The sequence below is a fragment of the Streptomyces hainanensis genome (assembly GCF_004348415.1).
Taxonomy (GTDB): Bacteria; Actinomycetota; Actinomycetes; order Streptomycetales; family Streptomycetaceae; genus Streptomyces; species Streptomyces hainanensis.
Window position 1 is genome coordinate 1 of record NZ_SMKI01000243.1, and the last position, 11,752, is coordinate 11,752.

13 protein-coding genes are annotated in these 11,752 nt (G+C 73.7%); 4 read left to right on the forward strand and 9 right to left on the reverse strand.

All coding sequences use genetic code 11. The features are described from left to right. Positions 1-260: 260 nt before the first annotated feature. The 3 genes from E1283_RS21525 to E1283_RS21535 are packed head-to-tail and all read right to left on the reverse strand — an operon-like array spanning position 261 to position 3,096. Positions 261-1,442 (reverse strand): dipeptidase, encoded by a 1,182-nt coding sequence (locus tag E1283_RS21525; protein WP_132819757.1) that lies wholly within the window; start codon positions 1,440-1,442, stop codon positions 261-263. Continuing rightward, positions 1,439-1,951, reverse strand: a complete 513-nt coding sequence (gene purE / locus E1283_RS21530; RefSeq protein ID WP_132819758.1) for a 5-(carboxyamino)imidazole ribonucleotide mutase — start codon at positions 1,949-1,951, stop codon at positions 1,439-1,441. Before purE ends, E1283_RS21525 begins: the two co-directional genes overlap by 4 nt. Beyond that, entirely contained in the window at positions 1,948-3,096 is a 1,149-nt protein-coding gene (locus tag E1283_RS21535) for a 5-(carboxyamino)imidazole ribonucleotide synthase (RefSeq protein ID WP_279571281.1), read from the reverse strand. The genes purE and E1283_RS21535 overlap by 4 nt, the downstream gene beginning before the upstream one ends. A gap of 64 nt (positions 3,097-3,160) precedes the next feature. Here E1283_RS21535 and E1283_RS21540 point away from each other — a divergent pair, with 64 nt between their 5' ends. Further along, positions 3,161-3,643 carry a GtrA family protein gene (locus tag E1283_RS21540; RefSeq protein ID WP_132819759.1) on the forward strand — a complete coding sequence of 161 codons (483 nt, stop codon included), beginning with the start codon at positions 3,161-3,163 and terminating at the stop codon, positions 3,641-3,643. 3 nt (positions 3,644-3,646) lie between these two features. Here the strand turns inward: E1283_RS21540 and E1283_RS21545 are convergent, their stop codons facing one another. The 4 genes from E1283_RS21545 to E1283_RS21560 form a co-directional block, all read right to left on the reverse strand. Next, positions 3,647-4,930 (reverse strand): ATP-binding protein, encoded by a 1,284-nt coding sequence (locus E1283_RS21545; RefSeq protein ID WP_132819760.1) that lies wholly within the window; start codon positions 4,928-4,930, stop codon positions 3,647-3,649. Between the two features lie 15 nt (positions 4,931-4,945). After that, a complete protein-coding gene (locus E1283_RS21550; RefSeq protein ID WP_132819761.1) occupies positions 4,946-5,623 on the reverse strand; it encodes a response regulator transcription factor in 678 nt (225 codons plus the stop codon). Positions 5,624-5,681: 58 nt separating this feature from the next. Further along, the gene (locus E1283_RS21555; protein WP_132819762.1) at positions 5,682-6,185 is read right to left on the reverse strand and encodes an ATP-binding protein; all 504 of its coding nucleotides are present in this window, start codon (positions 6,183-6,185) and stop codon (positions 5,682-5,684) included. Positions 6,186-6,410: 225 nt separating this feature from the next. Beyond that, positions 6,411-6,791 carry an STAS domain-containing protein gene (locus E1283_RS21560; protein WP_132819763.1) on the reverse strand — a complete coding sequence of 127 codons (381 nt, stop codon included), beginning with the start codon at positions 6,789-6,791 and terminating at the stop codon, positions 6,411-6,413. A gap of 246 nt (positions 6,792-7,037) precedes the next feature. On the opposite strand from E1283_RS21560, the gene E1283_RS21565 reads away from it, so the two are divergent. Further along, positions 7,038-7,955, forward strand: coding sequence for an RNA polymerase sigma factor SigF (locus tag E1283_RS21565; protein WP_243745000.1), 918 nt, complete (start codon positions 7,038-7,040; stop codon positions 7,953-7,955). A 48-nt stretch (positions 7,956-8,003) separates the two neighbouring features. Here the strand turns inward: E1283_RS21565 and E1283_RS21570 are convergent, their stop codons facing one another. Then, positions 8,004-8,690 (reverse strand): TetR/AcrR family transcriptional regulator, encoded by a 687-nt coding sequence (locus E1283_RS21570; protein ID WP_132819764.1) that lies wholly within the window; start codon positions 8,688-8,690, stop codon positions 8,004-8,006. Positions 8,691-8,792: 102 nt separating this feature from the next. Here E1283_RS21570 and E1283_RS21575 point away from each other — a divergent pair, with 102 nt between their 5' ends. Both E1283_RS21575 and E1283_RS21580 read left to right on the forward strand, forming a co-directional pair. After that, positions 8,793-9,728: a zinc-binding dehydrogenase gene (locus tag E1283_RS21575; RefSeq protein WP_132819765.1), complete on the forward strand. Its 936-nt coding sequence runs from the start codon at positions 8,793-8,795 to the stop codon at positions 9,726-9,728. Positions 9,729-9,781: 53 nt separating this feature from the next. Then, positions 9,782-10,480, forward strand: coding sequence for an MOSC domain-containing protein (locus E1283_RS21580; protein WP_132819766.1), 699 nt, complete (start codon positions 9,782-9,784; stop codon positions 10,478-10,480). A gap of 46 nt (positions 10,481-10,526) precedes the next feature. Here the strand turns inward: E1283_RS21580 and hutI are convergent, their stop codons facing one another. Next, positions 10,527-11,714: an imidazolonepropionase gene (gene hutI / locus E1283_RS21585; protein WP_132819767.1), complete on the reverse strand. Its 1,188-nt coding sequence runs from the start codon at positions 11,712-11,714 to the stop codon at positions 10,527-10,529. Between the last annotated feature and the right edge of the window lie 38 nt (positions 11,715-11,752).

Consider the following 11,752-nt stretch of genomic DNA (forward strand, 5'->3'; position numbering starts at 1 on the left):
GCCCACCCCACCGGCGAGGCGGCCCCTCGCGGACGCCCCGAGTGACCTCGGTCACGGCCCGCCTCTCCGGGGCCGCTATCACCCGGATCGCCCGCAATGCCGGATTGGCCCTGGCGGGCCATGCCCACCGGCCCGCCGGCGCGGGGCGCCTCCCGCCCGCGCGCGGGGGTGGATGGGCGCGGCCGCACCCGCGCTCGCGTCGGGCTTTCGCGGCGAAGCCGCGAGCGCACGGGCCGGGCCCGACGCCTTCGCGGCGGGCGTTACCCGTCGATCGTGGCGATCGACGGGCCGCGGCGGGTGGCCACGGCCCGCGCCACCGCCTCCGCGTCCCGCAGCACCCGCACCGCGTTGTGCCACGTCAGCTTGGCCAGGTCGGCCGACGACCAGCGCCGGTCGAGGAGCTCGGCGATCAGGTTGGGGTAGCCGGCGACGCTCTCCAGGCCGTCCGGCAGGAACGCCGTGCCGTCGAAGTCGCCGCCGATGCCGAGGTGGTCGACGCCGGCGACCTCCCGCATGTGGTCCAGGTGGTCGGCCACCGTGCCGGCCGTGGCGACCGGCCGCGGGTTGGCCGCCTCGAAGGCCCGCTGCACCCGCATCCCGGCCTCGGTGCCGTCCAGCGGATCGAGGCCGTGGGCCACCATGTTCTCGTCGGCCCGCCGGGTCCACTCCACGGCGGCCGGGAGCACGAACTTCGGCACGAAGGTCACCATCGCCACCCCGCCGTTGCCCGGCAGCGCGGCCAGCACGTCGTCCGGGATGTTCCGCGGATGGTCGCAGACGGCGCGCGCCGAGGAGTGCGAGAAGATCACCGGCGCCTCGGTGACCCGCAGCGCGTCCCGCATGGTGGTGGCGGCCACGTGCGAGAGGTCGACCAGCATGCCGAGCCGGTTCATCTCCCGGACCACCTCCTCGCCGAACGCGGTGAGGCCGCCGTGGCGCGGGGTGTCGGTGGCCGAGTCGGCCCAGTCGTTGTTCTCGTTGTGGGTGAGCGTCATGTACCGGACGCCGAGCCGGTGGAAGGCGCGGAGCGTGGCCAGCGAGTTGTCGATGGCGTGGCCGCCCTCGGCGCCCATCAGCGAGGCGATCCGGCCGTCCCGCCTGGCCGCCTCCATCTCGTCCGCGGTGCCCGCGGCCCGCAGCCGGTCCGGGTAGCGGTCGAGCAACAGCCGTACCGCGTCGATCTGTTCGAGGCAGGCGCTGACCGCGTGGTCCCCGGTGAGCCGCCCCGGCACGTAGACGGACCAGTACTGGGCGCCGACGCCGCCGGCGCGCAGCCGGGGCAGGTCGGTGTGCAGGGTGGCGCTCTGGTCGCCGGCGATGTCCCGCCGGTCCAGGTCGTAGCGGACCTGCTCGCGCAGCGCCCAGGGCAGGTCGTTGTGGCCGTCGACGACGGGGTGCTCGGCGAGCAGGGCGCGCGCCTCGGCCAGCCGCTCCGCGGTCACGCGTCCCCCTCGGCGACCAGGGCGCGCAGCCGGCGGCCCTTCGCGGTGGCCTGTTCGTTCAGCCCGCGCTGGAACTCCCGCATCCGCTCCAGCAGTTCGGGGTCGTGGGCGGCCAGGACGCGCACGGCGAGCAGCCCGGCGTTGCGGGCGCCGGCGACCGAGACGGTGGCCACCGGGACGCCGGCCGGCATCTGCACGATCGACAGCAGCGAGTCCATGCCGTCCAGGTGCTTCAGCGGCACCGGCACCCCGATCACCGGGAGCGGGGTCAGCGAGGCGAGCATGCCGGGCAGGTGGGCCGCGCCGCCGGCGCCGGCGATGATCGCCTTCAGGCCGCGGCCGGCCGCGGCCTCGCCGTAGGCCACCATCTCGTGCGGCATCCGGTGCGCGGAGACGACGTCGACCTCGTGCGGGACGTCGAACTCGGCCAGCGCCTCGGCGGCGGCGCGCATCACGGGCCAGTCGGAGTCGGAGCCCATCACGATGCCGACCAGTGGGGCGCTGCTCATTCTGTGATGACTCCTCGCAGGTAGTCGGCGGCGTGCCTGGCCCGCTCGCGCACGTCGGCCAGGTCGTCGCCGTAGGTGTTGACGTGGCCGACCTTGCGGCCGGGCTTGACGTCCTTGCCGTACATGTGGATCTTCAGCCGCGGGTCGTGGGCCATGCAGTGCAGGTAGGCCGGGTACATGTCGGGGAAGTCGCCGCCGAGCACGTTGGCCATCACCGTCCAGGGGGCGCGCGGCCGCGGGTCGCCGAGCGGCAGGTCGAGCACGGCCCTGACGTGGTTGGCGAACTGGGAGGTGACCGCGCCGTCCTGCGTCCAGTGGCCGGAGTTGTGCGGACGCATCGCCAGCTCGTTGACCAGCACCCGGCCGTCCACGGTCTCGAACAGCTCCACCGCCAGGTGGCCGACGACGCCGAGCTCCTTCGCGACGCGGAGGGCCAGCTGCTGGGCGGCCAGGCCCAGCTCGTCGGCGAGGCCGGGCGCCGGGGCGATCACCGTGTCGCAGACGCCGTCCACCTGGACGGACTCGACCACCGGGTAGGCGACGGCCTGGCCGTGCGGGGAGCGCACCACGTTGGCGGCCAGCTCGCGGGTGAAGGCGACCTTCTCCTCGGCGAGCACCGCCACCCCGGCCAGGAACGGCGCGGTGGTGGCGGCGGCCTCGGCGGCCGAGTCGACCACCCAGACGCCCTTGCCGTCGTAGCCGCCGCGCACGGTCTTCAGCACCACGGGGAAGCCGCCGACCTCGGCGGCGAACCGCTCGACGTCGGCCGGGTCGGCCACGATCCGGTGGCGGGGGCACGGCACGCCGAGCTCGGTCAGCCGGGCCCGCATCACGCCCTTGTCCTGCGCGTGCACCAGCGCGTCGGGGCCGGGCCTGACCGCGACCCCCTCGGCCTCCAGCGCCCGGAGATGCTCGGTGGGCACGTGTTCGTGATCGAACGTGATCACGTCGCAGCCGCGAGCGAAACCACGGAGCGTGTCCAGGTCGCGGTAGTCCCCCACCACCACGTCCTGGACCACCTGCGCCGCCGAGTCCTGCGGAGTGTCACTGAGCAGCCTGAATCTGATGCCGAGCGGGATGCCCGCCTCATGGGTCATACGGGCGAGCTGGCCGCCCCCGACCATGCCGACCACGGGAAAAGTCACACACCCAGCGTATCCGCCGTCCCCCTGGCGAGAGAGGTCGGGAGTGGCTGGCTACGATGCAACCATGAGCGACGGGCTCACGCTCCGCGACCGCTTGGGCGGCGTCGCCCACGAGGTCGTCAAGTTCGGCACCGTGGGCGCGCTCGGCGTTCTCGTGAACGTGATCGTTTTCAACCTGTGCACCCAGGGCGCGGGCCTGGCCCCGGTGCGCTCCGGCGTCATAGCCACGTCGGCCGCGATCCTCGCCAACTACGTGGGCAACCGCCACTGGACCTACCGGGACCGGGACAAGAGCCGGCGGAGCCGGGAGGCCAGCCTCTTCCTGCTGTTCAGCGGGGTGGGCATGGTGATCGAGAACGGGGTGCTCGCCCTCTCGCACTACGGCTTCGGCTTCACCTCGGGGCTCGCGGACAACCTGGCCAAGAACGTCATCGGCCTCGGCCTCGGCTCGCTCTTCCGGTTCTGGTCCTACCGCACCTGGGTTTTCCGGGTGCCGGAGGAACCGACGGAGCCGGCACCGCTGGACCGCCCGTTACGGGCCCGCTGAGGACTACCCCTCGGCCTCACGGGACTCCGCGCCCCGCGACTCCGCGCCCCGGGACTCCGCCTCTCTACTCAGGAAAAGCGCGAACACCGGCGGCTTCCCCTGCAGCAGTTCGAGGCGCCCGCCGTCCGCCTCCGCCAGGTCACGGGCCACGGCCAGGCCGAGCCCCGTCGAGTTGCGCCCGCTGACCGTGCGCTCGAAGACCCGGGCGCCCAGCTCCGTCGGCACCCCCGGGCCCTGGTCGGTGACCTCGATCACCACCTGGTTGCCCGCGGTCCTGGTGCGCAGCGCGACGGTGCCGGTGCCGTGCATCAGCGCGTTCTCCACCAGGCAGGCCAGCACCTGGGAGACCGCGCCCGGCGTACCGACCGCCCGCAGCCCCGGCTTGCCCGAGTGGACGATGGCGCGCCCCGAGCTGCGGTAGGCGGGCCGCCACTCCTCGATCTGCTGCACCACGACCTCGTCCAGGTCGAAACCGACGGCGGAGCCGAGCCGCGGGTCGCGGGAGTTGGTGAGCAGCCGCTGGACGACGTCGGTCAGCCGCTCCACCTGGGTGAGCGCGATGGACGCCTCCTCCTGGACGGTGTCCCGGTCCTCGGTGGCGATGATCTCCTCCAGCCGCATGGAGAGCGCGGTCAGCGGGGTGCGGAGCTGGTGAGAGGCGTCGGCGGCCAGCCGGCGCTCGGCGGTGAGCATCCGCGCGATGCGCTCAGCGCTGGCGTCGAGCACGTCCGCGACCCGGTCGAGCTCCGGAACGCCGTAGCGGCGGTGCCGGGGGCGCGGGTCGCCGGAGCCGAGCCGCTCCGCGGTCTCGGCCAGGTCGAGCAGCGGGGCCGCGACACGGTGCGCCTGCCGGACGGCGAGCAGCAGCGCGGCGGCGACCGCGAGCAGCGAGACCACCAGGATGAGGGTGAGCATCCGGTTGACCTCGTTGGTCACGATGGAGCGCGGCTGCTCCACGACGACCGTCTCGCCGTGGGTGCCGGCCTCCTGGGAGCGCATCACGGCACCGTCGATGGGCTGGCCGATTCTGATCGGTTCGGTGTCGGGTCGGTGGATCACCACGAAGCGGTCGGCGGGCACCGAGGCCCGCAGCGCCTCGTCGGTGATCTCGTCGCCGTTGGCGATGCGGCTCTCGACGTCGGCGAGCAGCCGGGCGGTCTCGGAGTCGAGCCGGTCGGCGGCGCTCGACTCGATCGACCTGGCCTCGATGGTGAACAAGGACACGCCGAAGACCGCGATCACGACGAGCACCACGGCGAGCGTGGAGTTGATCAGTCGACGGCGCACGGAGCAGGCCCCGGCTCAGCTCTTCTCGAAACGGAAACCGACGCCGCGGACCGTCGCGATGTAGCGGGGGTTGGCGGCGTCGTCGCCGAGCTTCTTGCGCAGCCAGGAGATGTGCATGTCCAGGGTCTTGGTGGAGGACCACCAGGTGGTGTCCCAGACCTCGCGCATCAGCTGCTCCCGGGTGACGACCCGGCCCGCGTCCCGCACGAGCACCCGCAGCAGGTCGAACTCCTTGGCGGTCAGGTGCAGTTCGTCGTCGCCCATCCAGGCGCGGTGGGACTCGACGTCGATCCGGATGCCGTGCACGGCGGGGGCCGGCGCGGCCTCCGCGGTGCCGCGCCGCAGCAGGGCGCGGACCCGGGCCAGCAGTTCGGCCAGCCGGAACGGCTTGGTGACGTAGTCGTCGGCGCCGGCGTCGAGACCGACCACGGTGTCCACCTCGTCGGCGCGGGCGGTCAGCACCAGCACGGGCAGGCTGAGCCCCTCGGTGCGCAGCCGACGGCAGACCTCGAGACCGTCCATGCCGGGCAGCCCCAGGTCGAGCACCACCAGATCGATGTCCCCACCGAGCCCGGCCCGCAGCGCGGCTGGGCCGTCCTCCCGAACCTCTACCTCGTATCCCTCGCGGCGCAGCGCTCTGGCCAGCGGTTCCGAGATGGACGCGTCGTCCTCTGCGAGCAGTACTCGGGTCATGGTGGTGATGGTAGACGCCCGAGGGTGACCGGACGGGAACAACCGAACAGCTTCCCCGTCACTCTCGGCCATCACCGCAGGCCGGGGGTGCGGCGAGTTCCGCCCAGACCGTCTTGCCCGGGGCCCCGGGCTCCCGGACCACGCCCCAGTCGAGGCAGAGCCGCTCGACGATGAACATGCCGTGCCCGCCGGGGCGGCCCGCCCGACGGGTGGTGGCCAGGGCGGGGGTGCCGAGCCCGCGGTCGACCACCTCGACGCGGAGCAGCTTGGGGCCGTGGCCGAGGCGCAGTTCCTCGGGGCCGCCGGCGTGCAGGCAGGCGTTGGTGACCAGTTCCGAGACGACCAGCAGCGCGTCCTCGGCGCAGGCCCGCTGCTCGGCGGTGGCGGCCGGCAGCCAGCCCCAGTCGTGGAGGGCGACCCTGGCGAACTCGCGGGCCCTGGACACCACGCCCGCCGTGCCGACCAGCCGCAGCCTGCGCACCTGCCGGACCAGTTCCTCGGGCGGCTCCTCGGCCTGCCCCCGGCCCGGGTCGCCTGCCGGGTACGGTCGGATGGACCCCATGCACGCTCCCCTCACCGCATCGCCGCACTGTCGCGCCGTTGGTCTCGTCGGCGCGTTCTCGCCCGTCGAACGCGCCCGCTCACGCGCCGGTCGTGCTTCTCCCGAGCCGGCGCGTGTGGTCTTCTGCCCTGCCGGACGACGGGCACACCCACCAGGTTCCGGCAATCCGACCGCACCAGTTTGACGCCACTCACGCCCCGCCGTACAGCGGGCCCCCGGAGCCGGTCAGTCCGCCGGCAGCGCGGCCAGTGCCTCGGCCAGGGTTTCGTGCACGGAGAAGACCGCGCCGGCGCCGGTTATCTCCAGCACCCGGGCGACAATGGGGCGCATTCCCGACAGATGCACCTGCCCGCCCGCGGCCTCGGCCTCGATACGTGTGGCGAGAAGCACATTGAGGCCGGTGGAGTCGCAGAACTCGAGGCCGGAGCAGTCGATAACGATGCGGTAACGACCGCCCGCGACGCAGCCGTGCAGCGACTCGCGAAGCCTCTCGGCGGAGTGGTGATCGAGCTCACCCGCGGGAGTCACCACCGCGCCCGACCCCATGTGGCGCACATCGACCGTCAGCTGGCGCCGGTGCGAACTGTCCGGCATCGCGCGGTCCATGCAGCCCCCTTCAGTTCGGAGCGCGTTGTTGGTTAGGTTCGAAACCATAGCCGCTGGGCGGCCTGCTCAACACCCGAACAGGACGGGCATACCTCGCGATTCGGGCGTAGCAGACTTGCCATGGCGGCCATGGGACCGATAGGCGTAGAGGGCACACGTTTCCCACGCCGGCTTTGGAGGCGCCGCACTAGCAGTGCATGTCATGGCTTCGGCAGCCATATGCCGAGACGACTACGGAGGACACTTATGTCACCCGCCCCTCGAACCCAACGACCGCACACCGGGGATCCCGCCCCCGCGGATGCCGGCCCCGCGCCGGAGCCGGCGGCGGAGTCGACCCCGGCGTCGGCTGAGGACGTACTGGCGTCGCTCCCCGACATCCCGCGTTTCGACGAGGTGGCGCCGCTGGACGCGCGCGCGCTCTCCAAGAGCCTCTTCGCGCGGCTGCGGATCCTCGAAGAGGGCACGCACGAATACGCGTACGTACGCAACACCCTGGTCGAGCTCAACCTCGCCCTGGTCAAGTTCGCCGCCTCCCGTTTCCGCTCCCGGAGCGAGCCGATGGAGGACATCATCCAGGTCGGCACGATCGGCCTGATCAAGGCGATCGACCGGTTCGAGGCCGATCGCGGGGTCGAGTTCCCGACCTTCGCGATGCCGACCATCATCGGTGAGATCAAGCGGTTCTTCCGGGACACCTCCTGGTCGGTGCGGGTCCCGCGCCGGCTCCAGGAGCTCCGCCTCGACCTGGCCAAGGCGGGCGACGAGCTGGCGCAGCAGCTGGACCGCGCGCCGACCGTCGCGGAGCTGGCCGAACGACTCCACCTCAGCGAGGAGGAGATCGTCGAGGGCATGGCGGCGTCGAACGCCTACACCGCCAGCTCCCTCGACGCCCAGCCCGAGGAGGACGAGTCGGAGGGCGCGCTCGCCGACCGGATCGGCTACGAGGACCACGGTCTCGAAGGCATCGAGTACATCGAGTCCCTGAAGCCGCTGATCGCCGACCTCTCGCCGCGCGACCGCCGCATCCTCTCGCTGCGCTTCGTGGCCAACATGACCCAGTCGGAGATCGGCGAGGAGCTGGGCATCTCGCAGATGCACGTGTCCCGGCTGCTGGCCCGCACGCTCGGCAGGCTGCGCAGAGGACTCATGGTCGAGGAGTAGAGCCGGTCGTGAAGATCGGTGGGTGAGGCGCGCGGCATGCCGCGCGCCTCACCCGTTCCCGACCCGGTCGCCGGGTCGGTCGCCGAGCCGGTCGCCGAGTCGGTCGCGCTCCTCGGACACCAGGTCCGCGACGCCGGGCAGGGCCGCGAAGGCCGTGCGCGTCCAGCGCCGGAGCGCGTCGCGGTCGGCGCCCTCCCCCGCCTCGGCGGACCAGTTCCTCAGGGCCCAGCGCCAGGCGGCCACCATCAGCTCGATCGTCAGCCGCAGGCGCAGCTCGTCCACGGCGGTCCGCGCCGCCATCCGCTCCACGATCACGTCCGTCACCTCGGCGCAGTGCCGCAGGCTGTGCGCCGTCAGCGCCGGGGTGCGGTCGGCGAGCGCGCGGCTGGCCAGGAAGCGGGACTCCCAGCCCTCCGCCATCCCCGCCAGCGCGCCGAACATCGTCTCCAGCAGCTCGCCGAGCGGCGACCCCGCGTCGGCGTCGTGCGGCCGGCGCTCCAACTCGGCGACGTACGCCGCCCACAGCTCCTTCTCCGGCGCGAGCGCGACATCCTCCTTGGAGGAGAAGGTGCGGAAGAACGTGCGCTGGGAGACCTGCACCGCGTCCACCAGCTCGTCGAGCGTGGTCTCCGCGAACCCCTTCGCCGTGAACAGCCGCAGCGCCTCCTCGACGAGCGCGCGACGCGTCCGGAGCTTCTTCCGCTCGCGCAGCGTCGGTCCCCTGTGGTCCGTCATCCTGCGGAGTTTACCGGGCGGGTAACATGCTGGCGAACGGCAAACGCCGGTCACCAGCACATTCGGGAGCCGGTCACCGCACCGCACGTGAGGGAGCCAGCCATGCGCGCCTGGACCATCGACCACTCCGCCCCCGACCGCCTGACCTCGGCCGAGGTGCCGGATCCCGTGCCGGCGCCGCACCAGGCGCTGGTCCGGGTGGCGGCCTTCTCGCTCAACCACGGCGAGGTGGTGCACGGCCTGGCGGACGGCGCGGACGGCCAGGTCCCGGGCTGGGACGCCGCGGGCGTGGTGGTGCGGGCGGCCGCGGACGGCTCGGGCCCCCCGGCCGGCACACCGGTGGTGACGTTGGCCGCGGACGGCGCGTGGGCCGAGCTGCGCGCCGTCGACTCCGCCGCGCTCGGTGCCGTGCCGGCGGGCGCCGACCCGGGCGCGCTCAGCACCCTGCCGGTCGCGGCGGGCTCGGCGCTGCGCGGCCTGCACCGGCTCGGCCCGCTGCTCGGCCGCCGGGTGCTGGTCGTCGGCGCCGGGAGCGGCGTGGGGCGCTTCGCGCTCCAGCTCGCGGCGCGCGGCGGCGCCCGGGTGATCGCCACCACCACCGATCCGGCCAAGGCGCCGGCGCTGCGCGCGCTGGGCGCCGACGAGGTCGTGGTCGGCGTCGAGGGGATCGCGGGGCTGGCCGAACCGGTGCACGGGGTGCTGGACATGGTGGGCGGAGAGCACCGGGTCGCCGCCTTCCGCCGGCTCGGCCGGCACGGCACGCTGGTGACCATGGGCCACACCGCCGACCAGCCCTCGACGTTCGCGGTCGCCGACTTCGTCGGGACGACGGGCACCGACCGCCGCATCGCCACGTTCTTCCTGTTGGAGGAGCAGGAGGGGCTCGGCGCCGACCTGTCCTGGCTGGCCTCCCTGGTGGCGGGCGGTCAGCTCGACCCCGGAATCGGCTGGCGCGGCGGCTGGGCCCGCACCCGGGAGGCGGTCGCGGCCCTCGCCGCGGGCGAGGTGCGGGGCAAGGCGGTGCTCGACGTCTCCTGAGCGACGCCTTCCGAGCCCGGTGCGGCCTTCCCGCCCGGCGCTATCGTGACGGCATGCCGAGCGACGTTCTCCCCGCCCCCGCCCGACCCGCCGTGCTCACCGTCAACATCGGCCAGGCGCGCCGGGCCGCCAGGACGGACACGCCGGGCGGCCTGACCGGCATCGACAAGCGGCCGACCGAGGGGCCCGTCCTGGTGACGGCCCCCGGCCCGATGGGGGTCGGTGGCAGCGGCCTCGCCGGGGACGCCGTCTGCGACCTGCGGCACCACGGCGGGGACGACCAGGCCGTCTACGCCTACGCCAGGGAGGACCTCGACCGCTGGACGGAGCGACTCGGCCGGGAGCTGCCGGGCGGCGTCTTCGGCGAGAACCTGACCACCTCGGGGGTGGACGTCAGCGAGGTCCGGATCGGCGAACGGTGGCGCGTCGGCCGGGAGTTGGTGCTGGAGGCCACCTCGCCCCGGGTGCCGTGCAGCACCTTCGCCGACTGGCTGGGCGAGCGCGGCTGGGTGAAGAGCTTCACGGCGGAGGCCGCGCCCGGCGCCTACTTCCGGGTGATCACGCCGGGCGAGGTCCGCGCCGGGGACGGCATCGAGGTGCTGCGCCGGCCCGACCACGAGGTGTCGGTGGCGTTCCTGTTCCGGGCCAGGATGACGGCGCCCGAACTGCGGCCCCGGGTGCTGGCGGCGGGCGAGGCGCTGCACGCGGCCGAGCTGGCGCGGGCCAGGACCTGGGCGGCGCAGGCCGGTTAGGCCCTGTCCGGCAGGGCCCCGTCCGCAAGGTCAGGTAGGTCAGGGGTCAGCCGGCCGGGCCGACCACCCGGCGGCCCGCCCGCCAGACCTCGGCGACCAGCGGAACGCCGGGCCGGTAGGCGAGATGGACGGGGGACGGCGCGTCGAGCAGCACCAGGTCGGCGCGCGAACCGGGGGCCAGCCGGCCGACGTCGGTGCGGTCGAGCGCGGCGGCGCCGCCCGCGGTGGCGGACCAGACGGCCTCGTCGGGGGTCATGCCCATCTCGCGGACGGCGACGGCGACGCAGAACGGCATCGAACTGGTGTAGCTGGAGCCGGGGTTGCAGTCGGTGGCGAGCGCGACCAGGGCCCCCGCGTCCAGCAGCCGGCGGGCGTCCGGGTAGGGCGCGCGGGTGGAGAACTCGCATCCCGGGAGCAGGGTTGCCACGGTTCTGCCCCGGCTGGCGGCGAGCGCGTCGATGTCGGAGTCGGTGAGGTGGGTGCAGTGGTCGGCGGAGCTGGCCCCCAGCTCGACGGCCAGCCTGACCCCCGGGCCCGCGGTCAACTGGTTGGCGTGCACCCGGAGTCGGAGGCCCCGCTCGCGGCCGGCCAGCAGGATGGCCCGGGCCTGGTCGGCGTCGAAGGCGCCGCGCTCGCAGAAGACGTCGATCCACCGGGCGTGCGGGGCGCAGGCGTCCAGCATCGGGCCCGTCACCAGGGCGACGTAGTCCTCGGGGGCGTCCGCGAACTCGGGCGGCACCACGTGGGCGCCGAGATAGGTGACCTCCTCAAGTGCCGCGCTCGCGATCCGCAGCGCCCGTGACTCCAGCGAGACGGTCAGGCCGTAGCCGGACTTGGTCTCGACGGTGGTGGTGCCCTGGCGGAGCATCTCGCGCAGGTGGCGGGCGAGTCGGGCGGTGAGCTCGGCGTCGGTGGCCCGGCGGGTGGCGGCCACGGTGGTGCGGATGCCGCCCGCGGTGTAGGGGAGGCCGGACATCCGGGCGTTGAACTCCTCGGTGCGGTCGCCGGCGTACAGCAGGTGGGAGTGGGAGTCGACGAAGCCCGGGATGACGGCCCGGCCACCCGCGTCGCGGTGACTGTCAGTGGCGGGTGCTCTACTGGACGTGCCGACCCAGGCGACGCGTTCTCCTTCGACGACGAGCGCGGCGTCCTGGATCGGCCCGAGGGGGCCGGGGCCGAGGGAGGGATCGTTGGTGACCAGGGTGCCGATGTTGGTGATGGCGTGGCTCGGCATGGTGCGGCGCCTCCGGGGTCTTGGCTGGTTCCGTGGGG

Coding starts and splice junctions, on each gene's coding strand:
- purE (WP_132819758.1), bottom strand. CDS start 1,951: ATGAGCAGCGCCCCACTGGTCGGCATCGTGATGGGCTCCGACTCCGAC.
- E1283_RS21540 (WP_132819759.1), top strand. CDS start 3,161: ATGAGCGACGGGCTCACGCTCCGCGACCGCTTGGGCGGCGTCGCCCAC.
- E1283_RS21550 (WP_132819761.1), bottom strand. CDS start 5,623: ATGACCCGAGTACTGCTCGCAGAGGACGACGCGTCCATCTCGGAACCG.
- E1283_RS21555 (WP_132819762.1), bottom strand. CDS start 6,185: ATGGGGTCCATCCGACCGTACCCGGCAGGCGACCCGGGCCGGGGGCAG.
- E1283_RS21560 (WP_132819763.1), bottom strand. CDS start 6,791: ATGGACCGCGCGATGCCGGACAGTTCGCACCGGCGCCAGCTGACGGTC.
- E1283_RS21565 (WP_243745000.1), top strand. CDS start 7,038: ATGTCACCCGCCCCTCGAACCCAACGACCGCACACCGGGGATCCCGCC.
- E1283_RS21570 (WP_132819764.1), bottom strand. CDS start 8,690: ATGACGGACCACAGGGGACCGACGCTGCGCGAGCGGAAGAAGCTCCGG.
- E1283_RS21575 (WP_132819765.1), top strand. CDS start 8,793: ATGCGCGCCTGGACCATCGACCACTCCGCCCCCGACCGCCTGACCTCG.
- E1283_RS21580 (WP_132819766.1), top strand. CDS start 9,782: ATGCCGAGCGACGTTCTCCCCGCCCCCGCCCGACCCGCCGTGCTCACC.
- hutI (WP_132819767.1), bottom strand. CDS start 11,714: ATGCCGAGCCACGCCATCACCAACATCGGCACCCTGGTCACCAACGAT.